The 17,146-nt window shown below is 67.1% G+C and carries 10 protein-coding genes; 6 read left to right on the forward strand and 4 right to left on the reverse strand.

The features are described from left to right. Positions 1 to 352 precede the first annotated feature (352 nt). The 6 genes from AB4Y92_RS02390 to AB4Y92_RS02415 all read left to right on the forward strand — a co-directional run bounded on the left by AB4Y92_RS02390 (position 353) and on the right by AB4Y92_RS02415 (position 6,438). The gene (locus AB4Y92_RS02390) at positions 353 to 1,105 is read left to right on the forward strand and encodes a hypothetical protein (protein ID WP_441818188.1); all 753 of its coding nucleotides are present in this window, start codon (positions 353 to 355) and stop codon (positions 1,103 to 1,105) included. A gap of 124 nt (positions 1,106 to 1,229) precedes the next feature. Next, positions 1,230 to 1,898, forward strand: a complete 669-nt coding sequence (locus tag AB4Y92_RS02395) for a hypothetical protein (protein WP_441818189.1) — start codon at positions 1,230 to 1,232, stop codon at positions 1,896 to 1,898. 9 nt (positions 1,899 to 1,907) lie between these two features. Next, positions 1,908 to 2,567: a hypothetical protein gene (locus AB4Y92_RS02400; protein ID WP_441818190.1), complete on the forward strand. Its 660-nt coding sequence runs from the start codon at positions 1,908 to 1,910 to the stop codon at positions 2,565 to 2,567. Continuing rightward, a complete protein-coding gene (locus tag AB4Y92_RS02405; protein WP_215057708.1) occupies positions 2,564 to 3,463 on the forward strand; it encodes a hydroxymethylglutaryl-CoA lyase in 900 nt (299 codons plus the stop codon). The genes AB4Y92_RS02400 and AB4Y92_RS02405 overlap by 4 nt, the downstream gene beginning before the upstream one ends. Beyond that, on the forward strand, positions 3,460 to 6,018 hold the full coding sequence (locus AB4Y92_RS02410; RefSeq protein ID WP_441818191.1) for a sensor domain-containing protein: 2,559 nt from the start codon (positions 3,460 to 3,462) through the stop codon (positions 6,016 to 6,018). The genes AB4Y92_RS02405 and AB4Y92_RS02410 overlap by 4 nt, the downstream gene beginning before the upstream one ends. An 87-nt stretch (positions 6,019 to 6,105) precedes the next feature. Further along, the gene (locus tag AB4Y92_RS02415; RefSeq protein WP_441818192.1) at positions 6,106 to 6,438 is read left to right on the forward strand and encodes a hypothetical protein; all 333 of its coding nucleotides are present in this window, start codon (positions 6,106 to 6,108) and stop codon (positions 6,436 to 6,438) included. A gap of 28 nt (positions 6,439 to 6,466) precedes the next feature. Here the strand turns inward: AB4Y92_RS02415 and AB4Y92_RS02420 are convergent, their stop codons facing one another. From AB4Y92_RS02420 to AB4Y92_RS02435, 4 genes are all read right to left on the reverse strand, one after another. Further along, on the reverse strand, positions 6,467 to 6,700 hold the full coding sequence (locus AB4Y92_RS02420; RefSeq protein ID WP_441818193.1) for a hypothetical protein: 234 nt from the start codon (positions 6,698 to 6,700) through the stop codon (positions 6,467 to 6,469). Continuing rightward, positions 6,697 to 15,426 (reverse strand): GH36-type glycosyl hydrolase domain-containing protein, encoded by an 8,730-nt coding sequence (locus AB4Y92_RS02425; RefSeq protein WP_441818272.1) that lies wholly within the window; start codon positions 15,424 to 15,426, stop codon positions 6,697 to 6,699. The genes AB4Y92_RS02420 and AB4Y92_RS02425 overlap by 4 nt, the downstream gene beginning before the upstream one ends. A 182-nt stretch (positions 15,427 to 15,608) precedes the next feature. Beyond that, positions 15,609 to 16,157 carry a fasciclin domain-containing protein gene (locus AB4Y92_RS02430; RefSeq protein ID WP_441818194.1) on the reverse strand — a complete coding sequence of 183 codons (549 nt, stop codon included), beginning with the start codon at positions 16,155 to 16,157 and terminating at the stop codon, positions 15,609 to 15,611. A 298-nt stretch (positions 16,158 to 16,455) separates the two neighbouring features. Further along, positions 16,456 to 17,064 (reverse strand): NAD(P)H-dependent oxidoreductase, encoded by a 609-nt coding sequence (locus tag AB4Y92_RS02435; protein WP_441818195.1) that lies wholly within the window; start codon positions 17,062 to 17,064, stop codon positions 16,456 to 16,458. Between the last annotated feature and the right edge of the window lie 82 nt (positions 17,065 to 17,146).

Genomic DNA, 17,146 nt, shown 5'->3' on the forward strand with positions numbered 1-17,146 from the left:
CCTACCGTCATTCCCGCGAACGCGGGAATCCAGGGCCTTTCGTGCGAGAACGTTTGAAGTCGCTGGATTCCCGCGTTCGCGGGAATGACGTTCTAGAGGATGACGCTGAGGTCTCTGGATGTTCGGCTTCGCCGAAGGAAAGTACAGCTCGCCTTCACGGGAATGACGGCCTTGAGGGAAACGCAGGAATAACGCCCTTGAAAGACCGGCGCCCCCCAGCTGCTTGACCGCAACCCCCATCCGCGCCGAATAATGGCGCCGCAAACGCGTCAATCCCGGCTGGGAGCGCCGGATTCCTCGGCCGCCGAACCATGGCGGCCCCTGGTCTGTGTGTTCTATGGAGGGAAATCCCATGCGTTTACCCATGCTGTCGTCGCGGGTACGAAAGCTGTTTGCGGCCGGCCTCATGCTGGCCCTGCTGAGCGGGTGCAGCGTCACCACCTTCGAATCGCCGCCGAGCGGCACCCAGGTCGCCTGCGATCCGCGCCTGGTCGGGCAATGGCACAGCCGCCAACTCGACGACACCGACCGGATCAGCATCTTGCCCAAGGATTGCGGATTGATCGACCGCAACACCGGCGAGTGCCCTTCCGACCTGATCGGCTACCGCTTTACGTATCTGCCCGATGCCACCGGCGGGTACATCGTCGCGACCGACGCCACGCTGGCGACTCAACCCGCCACCTGCCAGCGCATGCAGAGGGAAGACTCCGATGACGACAGCGAATCGCATCGGGGCCGTTACATGCTGCTGCGCTATGTCGTCACTCCGGATCGGATCGCGATCCACAGCGTCGATACGCTGCGAATGGCGAGGCTGATCGCCGCGGGCAAGGTCCCCGGCACCGTCAAGAACACCGACAACCACGCCGAACACCCCGACATCACCTCGGTCAAGCAACTCGACGCTGCGCTGCGCGAAACCAAGGCGAAGTACGACGAGCCGCAGATCGACGCGTCGGTGAAAGGCAGCAGCACGCAGATCGATGCGCTGCTGGCTTCGCGCAAGGATTTGTTCTTCGCCAAGCCGGGCGTCGTCCTGCGCCGCGACGGCAAAGCGCCGGGCAAAGCCGCGACCAAACCCTCGCCCCGCGCGAACCGCTGACGCAGCTCATAGGGCCGGCGTGCGCGGATCGCAGCGATTCGCGCAACGCCGCGTTCCTGTCGGCGAACGCGATGCCGCTTGAATGCGCACCGCCCGTCGCCATCCATTCGCAGAGATTCCCGCAATGACTGCTCGCTCCCATTCCATCGTCTGGCGCGCATTGATAGCGGCCATCGCCCTGTCCGTCTCGCTAACCGGCTGCCTGATCGCCGAAAACCCGCCGTCGGCGCCCCTGCCCTGCGACCGCGCCCTGGTCGGCGACTGGGGCCTGATCGAAGGCGAGGCCATCCTCGGCCCATCCGGCCACGCCGCCGCGGACGACGACTTCACCGACGACGACGAACGCCGGCTGCGCATCGATGCGCAATGCCGCGCCCACCTGCCGGCCAAGTACGAGCCGCATCAAGTCCAACTCGGCGTATACAAGGCCAACGGCCATCGCTATCTGGCGCTGCCCCTGGCCGACGTGGCGGTGCTGCTGACCGGCAAGAAGGGCGCGCAAGAAGTGGCCGGCGACGCGCTCATGGCGAAGTATCCGCACACCGTAAGCCTGATGCGTTATCAGACCGAACCCGGGTTCGTGACCCTCGACCTGGGCAATCCCGATCAGCTCAGGCAAGTGGTCGCCGCGCGCAACGCCCGCAGCGGCCTCTCCGGCCCGGACGCACCCGGTTTCCTGACCGGCGAGCGCGGCGCGATCGCCAGGCAGCTGCGTGAACATCCGCAGCTGTTCGCGGCGCCCGATCGCAGTACCCTTTATCGTTTCAAGCGTATACCCCCCGCCGCGCACTGAGAGGCCGCCATGACCCCGCCCGATCCGTGCTTCCGCGCCGCCGATCGCCCCGCCGGGCCCGCGCCGATCGGCCGCCGCCGCTGGTGGACGAACGCGGTGATCGCCGCGGCCACCCTCGCCGGCCTCGGCGGCTGCGTCGCTTTCGAACACTCGCCGGTCGAATCCCCGACTTGCGACCCCGACCTGCCCGGCACCTGGAACCTCAAGGCCCAGGGCGTCGCCAAGACCCTGCGCATCGACGCGCGCTGCCACACCGAGGACTGGCCGGGCCTGCACGAGCAGCCCACCGCGCTGGACCTGACCGGCTTCAGCCTGGGCCGCGACCGCTACATCGTGCTGTCGCCGGCCGACGCCCAGCGCGCGATCGGTGCGCAGGGCGAATCGCTGGTCAAGGCCGCGCCGCCCGGCTCGGTGTTCGTGATCCTGTACCGTGTCGAAAACGGCCGGGCCAGCGCCTGGCTGCCCGATTCGCAACGCGTGCTGGCCGCGATCGCCACCGGCGAACTCAACGGGCGCAAACTCGACGAGAAATTCCCCCTGGTGCAGGGCTCGGCCCAGGCCATCCGCGATACCCTCTCGCAACGCGGCGCCCTGCTGTACAACACCGAAGCGAACAAGGCGATGGTGCTCGAACGCGTCCTCGCCCCGGCCTCAAAGGATTCCCCATGACCCAACCCGTTTCCGTACGCATCGTCGAAGTCGGTCCGCGCGACGGACTGCAGAACGAGAAATCGCAGATCGCCACCGCCGACAAGATCGCCTTGATCGATCGCCTGTCGGCCACCGGCCTGCGCAGCATCGAAGCGACCAGTTTCGTCAGCCCCAAGTGGGTGCCGCAGCTGGCCGACGCGGCCGAAGTGTTCACCGGAATCCATCGCCGCGCCGGCGTGCATTACCCGGTGCTAGTGCCGAACGAACAAGGCTACGAGCGCGCGCGCGCGGTCGGCGTGGAGGAGATCGCGGTGTTCACCGCGGCCTCGGAAGCGTTCAACCTCAAGAACATCAACGCCAGCATCGACGAATCCTTGCAGCGCTTCGCGCCGGTGATGGCGCGGGCCAAGGCCGACGGCGTGGCGGTGCGCGGCTATGTCTCCACCGTGCTCGGCTGCCCGTATCAGGGCGAAGTGCCGGTCAGCGACGTGGTGCGCGTGGCCAAGGCCCTGCACGCGATGGGCTGCTACGAAATTTCCCTGGGCGACACCATCGGCGTCGGCACGCCGGGCAAGGCGCGGGCCATGTTCAAGGCGGTCGCCGCCGAAGTGCCGCTGCAGGCGCTGGCGGTGCATTTCCACGACACCTACGGCCAGGCCTTGTCGAACATCCTGGCCTGCCTGGAAGAAGGCGTGGCGGTGGTCGATTCGGCCGTGTCCGGCACCGGCGGCTGTCCCTACGCCAAGGGCGCCAGCGGCAACGTCGCCAGCGAGGACGTGGTCTACATGCTGCATGGTCTGGGCATCGAGACCGGCGTGAATCTCGATGCACTGGCCGACACCGGCCGCTGGCTGGCCGGGCTGCTGGGCCGCGAGACCGGCAGCAAGGTCGGCAAGGCGCTGGCGGCGGCGTGAATTCCGACGCGCCCGCCGGCGGTTCTCCCACCTCGCCCGCCGCGCAGGCGGCGACGACGGCGGACACCATCGCGGCGCTGCAACGCGCGCTGCAAGACCCATCCCTGCCCGCGACGCTGCGCGCGACGCTGGACGACGCGCTGGCCGCGCTGCAGCGCGAACCGGCTTCGCTGCACCGCGCCGCGTTCGACGCGATTCCCGACCTGGTCACGGTGCTGGAAGAAGACGGCACCGTGGTCGAGATCAACCGCCACGGCATGGGTGCGCACCGGCGTCTGCGCGAAGACATCATCGGCCAGCCGATCCACGTGCTCAATCCGGAACTGCCGCGCGATCACATGGCGCCGGTGTGGGAGAGCTTGAACCGCGGCGAGAGCTACATCATCGAGGTCACCAACAAACGCGGCGACGGCACCCGCTTCCCGGTCGAAGTGCATTCGGCCAGTTTCGAATTCGAAGGCAAGCGGCGCATCATCGCGATCGCCCGCGACCTGAGCAACCGCGCCGAGACCGAGCTGCGTTTCCGCGAACTGGTCGAAACCATCGACCGCGGCGTGATCGTACAGGACAAGGCCCTGCGCATCATCTACGCCAACAGCGCGGCGATGCGCCTGCTGTCGCTGCACAACGGCCAGAGCATCGCCGACGAACTGCGCAGCGGCCACTGGATGGTGGTCGATGAGCGCGGCCACGAACTCAAGCCCGAGCAATACCCATCACAACTCGCCCTGACCACCGGACGTATCGTCGAAAGCACCGTGCTCGGCCTGTATCACCGCGACCGCCGCGAACTGATCTGGCTGTCGGTGACCGCGGTTCCGCAGTTCCCGCCCGGCGGCGACCGCCCGCATCAAGTGTTCGCGCTGTTCTCCAATGTCACCGCGCTCAAGCGCGACAGCGCCCTGTTCGACCGCGCCCAGGCCCTGGCCCACATCGGCGGCTGGGAATGGGACGCCGGCCGCGACCGGTTGTATCTGACTTTGGAAGCCGAACGCATCCTCGGCCGCGACAGCTCGCCGACGCGGATCGAAGAACTGCTCGAATGCCTGCAGCCGCTCGACCGCCATCGCCTGCGCAACGCGCTCGAACGCACCCTCGCCGGCGGCCGCGGCATCGACCTGGAACTGCAGGGCCTGCGTCCCGACGGCAGCGGCTTCTGGGTGCGCGCGATCGCCGACGCCGGCGTGGGCGACGTGGTGCGGCAGGTGCTGACCGGAACCTTCCAGGACATCACCGAGCGCAAGCACGAAGAAGAACACCTGCGCATCCAGGCGCGCAGCGATCCCCTGACCGGCCTGCTCAACCGCGACGCGGTGCAGGCCGAACTCGAACGCCGCCTGGACACGTTTCCGCATTCGCCCCTGGCGGTGCTGTACATCGACCTGGACCGCTTCAAGGTGGTCAACGACGTGCTCGGCCATGCCGCCGGCGACCGCCTGCTGGCTTCGGCCGCGCGCCGCATCCGCCACGCGGTCGGCGATCAAGCCCAGATCGCGCGCTTCGGCGGCGACGAATTCCTGGTGGTGTGCTCGCTCGACAGCGATCCGACCCGCGGCGAACGCCTGGCCGACGCGATCCTGGACATCTTCGGCGACAGCTTCCGCGTCGACGGAGAAGAATTCAGCATCACCGCCAGCATCGGCATCAGCCAGGCACCGCTCGACGGCCGCACCGCGCAGCAGCTGATCCAGAGCGCCGACGTGGCCATGTACGACAGCAAGCGCCGCGGCCGCAACAGCTGGCAGGCGTTCACGCCGGAACTGGCCGAGCAGCAATTGCACCGTCTACAGTTGGAAACCCATCTGCGCCGCGCCGTGCACAACGACGAATTCCATCTGGTCTATCAACCGCAGGTGGACCTCAACGACGGCCGCGTGATCGCGGTCGAAGCGCTGATCCGCTGGCGCAACCGCTCGCTCGGCGAGATGCGCCCGGACCGTTTCATCGATCATGCCGAAACCACCGGCGACATCGTCGGCATCGGCGGATGGGTGCTGCACGAAGCCTGCCGGCAGTTGCGGCAGTGGCGCGACGACGGCCTGAAGATCGAACGCGTCGCGGTCAACGTTTCCTATCGCCAGTTCCTCGGCGACGATCTGGCCAGCAATGTCGCCGCCGCGCTGGCCGAATACGGCCTCACCGGCACCGCACTGGAACTGGAATTCACCGAGCGGGTGCTGATCGAAGACGCACCCGACACCGTGCGCACCTTCGCGCGATTGCGCGAGCTGGGCGTGAGTTTGTCGATCGACGATTTCGGCGAAGGCTACAGCGCGCTCAATTACCTGCGCCGCCTGCCCATCCACGGCCTCAAGCTCAGCCAGTTGTTCGTGCAGGGCGTGCCGGACAATCAGTCCGATGTGGCGGTGTGTCAGGCCGTAACCGGCATCGCCCGCAGCCTGGGTCTGGGACTGGTCGCCGAAGGCGTGGAAACCGAACGCCAGCGCGCGTTCCTGCGCGAGCTGGGCGTGGTCATCGGCCAGGGTTTCCTGTTCGCGCCGGGTTTGTTGCCGGACGATCTGCGCGATTACTGCCGGGCGCAGCGGCCGAACTGAGCGCGCGCATGGCGTGGCTGGCACGGACGGCTTCGTGCGATTCTTGCCAAGCGCAGTGATCGCGGCAGCGGACAACGGAGTGACCGAATGACTCAGCAACCACCGCCCGCCGCGGCCGCGTCGAAGCCCGCGCCCAAGCCATGGATCGTGCCGTTCGCGCTCGCGCTGGGGTTCTGGTGCGCGGCCTTGACCTTCTACTATCTGTCGAACCGCAGCAATTGCTTCGCCGCGCTGTTGCTGCTGATCGGCGGCGTGTTGCTGTTCTGCTTGCCCGCGACGATCTGCGCGGTCGTCTCGATCTATCGCCGGCCGCTGACCATCGTCGGCCTGACCTTGAGCGGCGCGGCGCTCGCGGCCGCGGCCCAGTACCTAGTCTCAACTATCGACAAATGCTACTGCGGCTGTGGCTATCCCGGATAAAACGCAGTCGTCGAACAGCGCCCGCCGCTCATTCGTCCGGAAGATGCCGCCGCCCCGGATCGCAGTGATTCAAGGTCAGCATGCGCGCGATCCGTTCTTCCGCATAACGGCGGTCTTCCGGATTCAGGCCTTCGACGATCGGTTCGACCAAGGCCTTGAACTGCGGCCAGAACTGCGCCTCATCGCGCAGGCTCGAGCGCCAGTGCGGCAGCATCCGCTCCAGACGAGCGAGTTCGATGTCCAGTTGCAGGCGCGATGTCATCGCGGCGCTCCCGGCCATTCCACCTCAACCTTGTGCACGTTGCCGTCGTCGATCAGGGCGAAGCTGAGCCCGTCCTGCGCCACCTCGTCCAGCGTCAAACGGCCGCCGCCCTGCCCGGCCTCGGACTGCGATTGCCGCACGCGGATCTGATAGCGCGTGTCGCCGAAACGGTAGTGCAGCTGATACTCCGGCCAATCGGCCGGAATGCACGGCGCGATGCGCATGCGGTCGCCCTCGCGATGCAGGCCCAGCAAGGATTCGGTGAGCAGCCGGTACATCCAGCCGGCCGAACCGGTGTACCAGGTCCAACCGCCGCGGCCCACGTGCGGCGCCACGCCGTAGACATCCGCGGCCAGCACGTAGGGCTCGACCTTGTAACGCGCGGCCGAGTCCGCATCGCTGCTGTGATGGATCGGATTGATCATCCGCGCCAGTTCCCAGGCGCGCGCGCCGTCGCCCAACTCGGCGAAGGCCATCGCCGCCCACACCGCCGCGTGGGTGTACTGGCCGCCGTTCTCGCGCACGCCGGGAACGTAACCGCGGATGTAACCGGGATCTTTCTCGGTGCGGTCGAACGGCGGATCCAGCAACTGGATCAGGCCCGCCTCGCGCCGTACCAGATGGCGGTCGAGCGAGTCCATCGCCTGCCGCGCGCGCGCCGGATCGGCCACGCCCGACAGCACCGACCAGCTTTGCGAGATCGAATCGATCCGGCATTCGTCGCTCTCGTGCGAACCCAGCGGCGTGCCGTCGTCGAACCACGCGCGCCGGTACCACTCGCCGTCCCAGGCCTGGGCTTGCAGGTTCTCGCGCAGACGCTGCGAAGATTGCGCGCAAAAATCGGCGAACACATGATCCTCGCGCGCGCGCGCGATCGGGCCGAAGCGGTTCAAGGCATCGAACAGGAAGAAGCCCAGCCACACGCTTTCGCCGCGACCGGCTTCGCCGACCCGGTTCATGCCGTCGTTCCAGTCGCCGCTGCCGATCAATGGCAGCCCGCGCTCGCCCAGCAACTGCGTGCCGCGCTCCAGCGCCAGCACGCAATGATCGTAGAACGGTTGCCGGCGATCGGTGCTCCACAAGCGGTCGTAATAGGATTCCTCATCGACGTTGAGCGGGCGGCCTTCGACGAAGCTGACCGGTTCGTCGAGCACGCTCAGATCGCCGGTGACCTGCAGATAGCGGCACGCCGCCACCGGCAACCACAGGAAATCGTCCGAGCAGCGCGTGCGCACGCCGCGATTCAAGGGCGGATGCCACCAGTGCATCACATCGCCCTGCGGGAACTGATGCGCCGCGCTCAGCAGCAGATGCTCGCGGCTCAGCGCCGGCATCGCGTGCACCGTGGCCATGGTGTCCTGCAGCTGATCGCGGAAGCCGAATGCGCCGCCGGACTGGTAGTACCCGCTGCGCGCCACGTAGCGGCAGGCCAGCGCCTGATACGGCAGCCAACCGTTGACCAGCGCATCCACGCCGGGCTCCGGCGTCTCGACGCGGATCGCGCCCAAGGTGCGGGTCCAGTGCATGCGCACCGCGTCGAGCACATCGTGCGCGGTCGCCAGGCCCTTGCTGCGTTGCGCCAGTTGCGCCGCGCCGCCCGCATCGTCGGCGGCGCCGAGGCGGAACACGATCTCCATGCTCTCCTCCGCCGCCAGCGCCACCGGCACCTGGATCGCCGCGCACGGGTCCATGCCGACGCCGAGGCGTCCGGACAAACGTTGATTGAGCAACGCCGCCGGATGGCCCAGATCGCCGTTGCGGCCGATGAACTCGCTGCGGTCGGTGGTGAAGCTGCAACCGTCGGCGTCGGTGTCGAAGAACGCCACGCGGCCTTCGAACTCGGTGTTGTACGGATTGCGCGCGGTCAAGGCGCCGCTGGCCGGATCGATCTCGCTGACCACGTGCATCTGCGAGCGGCTGCGGATATCGCCCAGCACCCATTCGACATAACCGACCGCCGACAAGCGCCGCGCGCGGCCGGAGCGATTGCGCAGGCGCAGCACCGAATACTTCACCGCATCCTCAAGACCGACATACACCCAAAGCTCGCTGGCGATGCCGTCTTCGACATGCTCGTAGACGCTGTAGCCGAAGCCGTGCCGGGTGCGGTAGGCGCCGCGTCCGCGGCACGGCAGCGGCATCGGCGACCACACCCGGCCGCTGTCTTCGTCGCGCAGATAGAACGCTTCGCCGCCGGTGTCGGCGACCGGATCGTTATGCCACGGCGTCAGCCGGTACTCGTGCGCGTTCTCGAACCAGGTGTAGCCCGGCGCGCTTTCGCTGACCACCGTGCCCAGACGCGCGTTGGCCATCACGTTCGACCACGGCGCCGGCGTCGGCGCGCCTTCGCGCAGCACGATCACGTACTCGCGCGCGTCGGCGGCGAACGCGCCGGTGCCGTTGTCGAAATTCACCGACTCGGCCACGGCCTCGAACGGCCAGGTGTCGTCGTCGCTGGGTTGCGGCGGCGGCAGGCCCAGCAACGGCGGCGGTTCGATCGACGTGGGCGCCGCAACGGCCACCGGTTCGGCCAGCAACGGAGCGCCGTCGGGCCACAGCAAGGCCTGCGCGCGTTCGGGCGGCATGTGCCGGCTGACCTGCGCGGCCAGGGTGCCGCGTTGATCGCTGATGATCACCCGCGCCACCGACTGCAGCAAAATGCGATCTTCCTGCGACATCTGCTGGATCGGCCGGACGAAGATGCCGCCGGGGCGATCGAGCACGCTGCCTTCCGGCCCGGCCGACACCAAGCCTAGGATTTGTTCTTGCAACTGCTGGCGATAGCCGCTTTGTTCTTCGTTCCAGATCACCAGATCGACATTGAGCCCCTTCAAGCGCCAGTAGGCGTGCGCCTGCACCATCTGCCGCACCAGTTCGATGTTGGCGGACTCGGCGATCTGCAGCAGCACGATCGGGAAATCGCCCGAGATCGAATGCCCCCACAGTCCCGACTGACCGCGCCGGTTCTGCAACAGCACCGCCTGTTCGGCGCGCAGGTACGGATGCGCGTACACCATCGAGCCGGCCAGGCGTTCGTACAACTTGGCATCGGCCTGCGAGGCGTTGATCTGACGGCGCACGACCTGGCTGTGGGTCCAGGCCAGATCGAATACGCGATCGGCCAGGCGCCGGTCGCGATAGCGGTCGATCAACGCGCCGCACGCGGCGCGATCGGCGCCCACGCCGGTGACCATGTCGATGATCGCGGTCTGGTCCGGCGCCAGCTCGATGCGGGTGCGGATCGCGACGATCGGATCGAGCACCGATCCGACCGAATCCGACAGTTTGTCGTCGCCGGTCATCGCCTGCGGCGTGCGCGGCGTATTGCCGCGGCCGAGGAAACGTGAGCGATCGGTCTCGTAGGAAATCTGGCTGATGTCGGCGTCGTGCACGGCCACCAGATGGAACATCCACGGCGGAATCTCATCGCTCGAGCGCGGACGGCGCGTGCATAGCAGCGCCTGCTTGTCGCGCTCGATCTGGGTCTGCACGAACAGATTGCTGAAAGCCGGATGCAGTTCGTCGGACAAGGCCGAGGCCAGCACCACCTCGGCGTAGGTGGTGATCTCGATGGTGCGCGTGCGGCGCGAGCGATTGCTCACCCGCAAGCGGCGCAGCTCGATGTCGTCCTCGGCCGAGATCGCGATCTCAAGATGCGTCTCGTAACGGTTCTTGCGCCCGCGGAATTCGGCCTTGGCGTCGGAAAAGATCGCCTCGTAATGCTCCACCGGCACGCAGGTGGGTTGATGCGTGGCCGACCAGAACTCGCCGCTGTCGACATCGCGCAGATAACAGAACGCGCCCCAATGATCGCGGGTGGCGTCTTCGCGCCAGCGCGTCACGGCCATGTCGCCCAGACGGCTGTAGCCGCCGCCGGCGCTGCTCAACAAGCCGTGGTAACGGCCGTTGGACAGCAATTGCACCGCCGGACGCGCGGTGGCCGGATTGCGGAACACCCGCAACTGAGTTTCGGTGGCCGGCGGAGGTGCGCGGCCGCCGCTGGCTTCGGCCTCGTGCGGATGGAACACGCCGGTGCGCGGAATGCGTTCTTGCAGCAGCAGCAAGGTCGCCTGGAACTCGGCGTCGGCGACGAAGCGTTTCTGCATCGGCTGATCGCGCAACAGGTAATCCAGCGACAGCAGTCCCATGCCCTGATGATGGGCCATGAACGAGCGCACCACCGCGTGGGTCTGGCCGCGCGGCACTCGCGCCGGGGTGTAGTCGATCGCCTCGTACAGGCCGAATTCGCCGCCGAATCCCAGTTCGGTCAGGCGTTGCAGGTTCTGGCAGGCGGCTTCGGGCATCACCATCAGCGCCATCGTGCTGGCGTAAGGGGCGATCACCAGATCCTGGCCGAGCCCGCGCTTGAGCCCCAGCCCCGGCACGCCGAACGCGCGGTACTGATAGTTCATGCGGGTGTCGACGGTGTTGTAGCCCGATTCGGAAATGCCCCAGGGCACGTCGCGTTGCCGGCCGTAGTGAATCTGCGCCAGCACCGCGTGCTGCGAAGTCTGATCCAGCAAGGTGTCGGGATAACTCGGCATCACCAGCTGCGGCATCAGGTACTCGAACATCGAGCCGCTCCACGACAGCAAGGTCGCGCCGCTGTCGATTTCGGTCAGCAGCCGGCCCAGCGAGAACCAGGTCTCCTGCGGCAACTGGCCCTGGGCGATGGCGACGAAGCTGCACAGGCGCGCTTCGGAGGCCAGCAGATCGTAGAAGCCGGCATCCAGGCGGCGTTCTTCCACGTTGTAGCCGATCGAGAGCAGATGGCGGGCGCGATCGTAGAGGAACTCGTATTCCATCAACGACAGCTGGCCGGCGATATGCGCCAAGTGCTCCAGCTCGTGAATGCGCCGGCGCGCGCGGTCGCGAATGCCGCCGTCGTCGTTCGGGCGCTTGGCCAGATCGCGCAGGCTGGGCATGGTTGCATCGGCATGCGCCGGTGCATCTGACGCAGTGTCCGACGGCGCCGGCAGGAATTCCTCGAACTCCTGCATCGCGCCGCGACAGGTTTCGCTAAGAGCGCGCGGCCAGCGCAGAGCGATATCCGCGTCGGCGCCTTCCGCGACCGGCCAGGCCGATTCGATCGCTTGCGCCAGGCGCGACAGTTCCGCCAGACAGCGCTCGATTTCGCGCGGCGCTTGCGGCGGTGCCGCCATGATCGCGTCGATATGCTCGCGGAACGCCGCCACCGATTGGCTTTGCGCCACGGTCTTCACCGGCGCGCGCGCATCGCGCAGATTTTCTTCGAGCACGCCGCAGGTATCGGCCAGCCCCTGGAACAGCGTCGGCGTGATCAGCGGCTCATCGGCCAGCGCCAGCAGGCCCTGGCGCAACGTCAGCAGATGCGCGGCCAGATTGCCGCTGTCCACCGTGGAGATGTAGCGCGGCGGCAACGGCAGCAAGGTCGCGGTGTCGTACCAGTTGTAGAAATGACCGCGATGGCGCGGCAAAGTCTCCAGGGTGGCCAAGGCCAGACGGGTGCGCTCGATCAACGCGCCGGCCTGCACATAGCCCAGGTCGTAAGCGCTCAGATTGGCGAGCAGCGACAGGCCGATATTGGTCGGCGAGGTGCGCCGCGCCACCACTGGCGTGGGGTGTTCCTGGAAATTATCCGGCGGCAGCCAATGATCCTCTTCGCGGATATGCACCTCGAAGAACGCCCAGGTTCGCCTTGCCAGCCGGCCGAGGAAACGCAGTTGCGTCTGCGACAAACCCGCGCGCCGCTGCTTGGGCGGGCGTCCCAGCCACGCCATCAGGCCCGGGGCGATCAACCACGACACCAGCAAGGGCGCGGCGATCCACAGCGAAGCCGGCTGCACGCGCGCCAGCATCAGCGCCACCGCGACGGCGAACACCGGCGCGAACCACATGTCGCGCAGCTCCGCGCCGAAGCGGTCGCCGAGACTGCGCTCGACCTCGCTGGACGGATTCCATTGCAGCAGGCGGCGATGGCTGATCGTCATCCGCCACAAGGTGCGGGCGATCGCGCCGAGACTGAAGAAGGCTTCGAACGGCAGACACGCCAAGGTCACCCAGGCGCGCTGCAATTGCCGCGCGAGCGAGCTTCCGACCTGCACCAGATGCGTTTCCAGCGCCATGTCCACCGGCCGCCGGGTCGCTTCCCAGCCGGCCAGCACCAGCATCGGCGCCAGCCACAGCGCCAGCAGCCACAAGGTCCACACCAGCGGCTGCGGCAAGGTCGCCCAGCCCCACACCAGCAGCGCCAGCGCCGCCGGCGACACCAGACTGCGGCGCAGATTGTCCAGCAGCTTGCCGCGCGACAGCCACGACAGCGGATTGGGCTCGAAGCCGCCGCGCATGCGCGGCACCCACGGCAGCAGCCACGGCAGCAATTGCCAGTCGCCGCGGATCCAGCGGTAGCGGCGCTTGACGTCGGCGGCGTAGCGCGAGGGATAGTCCTCGAACAGACGCACATCGCTGATCAAGCCGGCGCGCGCGTAGCAACCTTCCAGCAAGTCGTGGCTGAGCACGCGATTGTCGGGCAGGCGGTCGGCCAGTGCGTGCTCGAACGCGTCCACGTCGTAGATGCCCTTGCCGACGAAGGAGCCTTCCGCGAACAGGTCCTGGTAAACATCGGACACGGTACGGGTGTAAGGATCGATGCCGGCCTCGCTGCCGAACATGCGCGCATAACGCGAACCGCGCCGCTCGCTCATGCCGCTGCCGACGCTGGGCTGCAGGATGCCGTAGCCGCGGGTGACGCGCTTGCGGCGTTCGTCGAAGCGCGCCTGATTCAGCGGATGCGCCAAGGTGGCGATGAACTCGCGCGCGGCGTCGCGCGGCAAGCGCGTGTCGGTGTCCAGGGTGATCACATAACGCACGTTGATCAGCACGTCGGTGTTGCCGGCGACCTGCGAGAACGCCTCGTGCGAGCCGCCGCGCAACAGTCGGTTGAGCGCGGCCAGCTTGCCGCGCTTGCGCTCCAGCCCCATCCATTTGCGTTCCTGCGCGTTCCACACGCGCGGGCGATGGAACAGGAAGAACAGATCGCCGCGCTCGCCGGCATAGCGGCCGTTGAGACGTTCGATCTGCCGCGCCGCATGCGCCACCAGCGCGTCGTCGCCGGGCAGCGTCTGCTGATCGGCATCGAGAAAATCCGTCAGCAAAGCGAAATGCAGGTAAGCGTCGCGATTGGCCAGGAAGCGTACCTCCAGGCCTTCGACCAACCGGTCGATCGCATCGACATCGCCGAGCATGGTCGGCACCACCACCAGACTGCGCGCATTCGACGGCAGGCCCTTGGAATAGTCCAGGCGCGGCAGCGGCTTGGGCGCGATCAACACCGTCGCCAGCCAGTTGACCAGATGGATGCCCAGCTCGCTGAAGGCCAGGAACGCCAGCGCCGCGAGCAAGACCAGCGCGGCCGCGCTCAGGGATTCACCGCGCACCTGCCACAACAGGCCGCAGGCGCAGCCGGTCGCCACCGTCGCGATCGGCAACAGATACGCCAGCAACGGCACCCGCCGCCGGCTCAGGCCCACCGGCGTGCGCGCCCGGCCCGACTCGGCCAGCGCACTCTTGATGCGCTGCGTGCCGTCGTCGATCAGGTAATAGCCCACGTGCGCCTTGCTGCCGCGCGCCTCGCCGGCTTCGCGCGCCAGATTCAGCACGATGCGGGCGACGTCGAGCTCATCGGCGCCGCTGCGCCGCGCGAGCTTCTCCACCACGTGCCGGTACATGTCGCGGGTGTTGAAATCCATCAGCGCGTAAACGCCGAGCGGGTCTTCGCGCAGGGTCTGATCGAGCAGACTCATGGTCTCGACGAATTCGCGCCAATCCATATTGGCCAGGAAGCGCAGGCTGCCGATGCTGTTGCTGATCGACACCTGATCGGAGGCCTGCTGCTGGCTTTCGGCGCGCACCAGCTCTTCCACGCTGCGGCCGCTGTCGGTCAGCCACTGGTCGATCCAGCTGATCGGCATCGCCAGCGCCGCGCTGCGGCCTTGCAACCCGCGCACCAACTCGGCGACGAATGCGCCGGTCATCGGCGGATGCGAGCGCGCCATGTCGGCCACGATCAACACCACGTTCTTCGGATTCTGGTCGGCGGTCTCGTTGAGCGCATCCGACCATTCCGCGGCGCGGCGATGGTCCAGGCCGTCGCGCATCACCCGCACCGCCATGCGCCGAAGATTCTCGATCAGCGCCAGCCGCAGCATGATCGGAATCGCCCACAGCTCGCCGAGTTTCAGCGGCGTCACCGATTGATACGCGGCGACGAAGCGGGTCATGGTTTCCGCATCGATACGGCCGTCGCCGTGCGCGATCGCCTCCATCGCCAGATCGTAGACGCGCGGCAGGCCGGCCGAGGCGCCTTCGCTCAGCGTCGGCAGTTCGCGGCTGTAGCCCTTGGGCAGATGGCGGCGCGCGGTGCGGATCTGTTCTTCGATCAGATAATAATTATCGAGCAACCACTCGCCCGCCGGGGTGATGCGCACCTCGTCGTGCACCATCTTGGTGAGCAAGGTGCTGGCGTCGTCGAGAACGCCTTCATTGTCCTTGAGCCGCGCCAGCAGCAGGTTCGAGCCCGCCGCGGCCTGCACGCGATGCGCCTGCGCCAGCGACTTGCCGTGCAGTTCCATCTGCTCGGCGCTGAGCAGTCGCGATCGCAATGGTTCCTCGGCGAGCCACGGCCTGCCCTTCGCCCTTCGGCCCCAGCGCCACAAGCGACGGTGCAAGCGTAACCACTGACTCAGCATTCTCCACACACGGGCCATACGCTATCCAAAAATAGATCGGCCGTCAGGACGGGCCTGACTTGAACCATTCGACGGGTGAGTAAGTCCTGGCCTGCGGACTCGATATATTTTTGAACCCAGCTTCGCTATCGCCGGGTGAAGGGCGCGATCAGACCGCGCCCCGGCGGCGGGCGGAGCCCGCGCTAGTTGGCGGGCAGATTGACCCGGTCGATGCCGTGGATCACCGCATTGCTCGAATAGATATTGGGCAGGACCACCTTGCCGACGCCGAAGCTGACCTGCTTGTCGAGCGACTGGATCGCCACGTTGCGGCCGTTCACCGTCTTCAGTGCGTCCCAGCGCTCGAACTCGACCACGGTCTTCCTTTTCGGAATCAGGTGGCCGTTGAGCAGATCGTTCAAACGCGCCTTGTTTTCGGGCAGAAACAAGCTTGCCAGCGTGCCTTCTGGCAGTTCGCCGAAGGCCGCGTCGGTGGGAATGAAAGCGGTGAACGGGCCGTTTCCGTTAAGGAATTCGGTCATGCCGGCGCGTTCCACCGCTTCGCAGAAAATCGCGAACGAGCCTTCGGCCGCGGCGACTTCGAGCAGCTTCTTCGGCGCCGTCTCCGTCATCGCGAGAGGGGAAGAAGCGGCGCTCGTGCCGGCCGCAGTCGTAGTGCTGGTCATTTGGGTTCGCCTTAAGTACGGCTCGCGCAGTGCGGGCCGATCAACGGTCTGGGCCGTATCTCCCATGGAGACTGGGAGTTCCAGGCTGGTACGGCCGGGCGATGAAGATCGCCACGGCCGATTTGCGCCACGACATTGCGTCGTGGTGTCCGTCTACAGTGCGCCGCCTTGTGTTAGCTGACCGTGATCTGGCGCGATTCATGTCGCGAACCGAGCGTTAGCGCCCGTTGCGATCAATCCGGGAGACCATCTTGGTCAGCATGAGGCTTCGCGGCGGCGATTGCGAGGCCGCGAGGGTGTCGTTTGCACTTGCTGACGGTCAAGCTTCGCGCGATCGCGGGCGCGAGAGGCGATGGATTGCCGATCAGGCCGCCGCCGATCGCCGCGACGGGTCGAACAATTGCAGGCCGATGGCGTGCGCGGTCTGCAGATGCGAGGCCGCGTCGTTGACCGAATCGAGCAGCAGTTCCGAGGTCTGCACGCTGGCGCCGCAGTAGTCGAAGATGCCGTGATCGATCTGGGTCTTCATCGCGTCCAGATAGCCGCGCCGGGTGTAGGTACGCAGGTCGGCGCCGCCAATGCCGAGCAGATGCACGTGCCGGCCGCGCAACCGCTTCACCAACGCCGTGTCGGCATCGGAGCCGTAGGCCCAGCCGTTGGTGAAGACGCGATCGATCCAGCCTTTGAGCAAGCCCGGCATCGACCACCAGAACACCGGATACACCAGCACCAGCGCGTCGGCGCGATCGATCCGCGCCTGCTCGGCGGCCACATCGGCCGGCGCCGGCGCGAGCCGGACATGCACGGCGACATCGTCGGCGGTGAAACGCGGATCGAACCCTTCCGCGGCGAGATCGGCGATTTCGAAGCTGTGCGCCGAATCGGCGTGCGCGATGCCCTCGCCGATCCGCGCGGCGATGGCGTGGCTGAGCGATTGCGGGTCGGGATGGGCGAGGACGATCAACGCGTGCATGCGGCGCTCCCGATCGGGCGATATCGATCGCGGCGGCGCGCCGGTTCTTCGGCCTGGGCCCTGGATGGAACCACGCGACCCA

Origin of the sequence: Lysobacter sp. TAB13 (assembly GCF_052113885.1) — a bacterium.
In the GTDB taxonomy this organism is placed as follows: Bacteria; Pseudomonadota; Gammaproteobacteria; order Xanthomonadales; family Xanthomonadaceae; genus Lysobacter; species Lysobacter gummosus.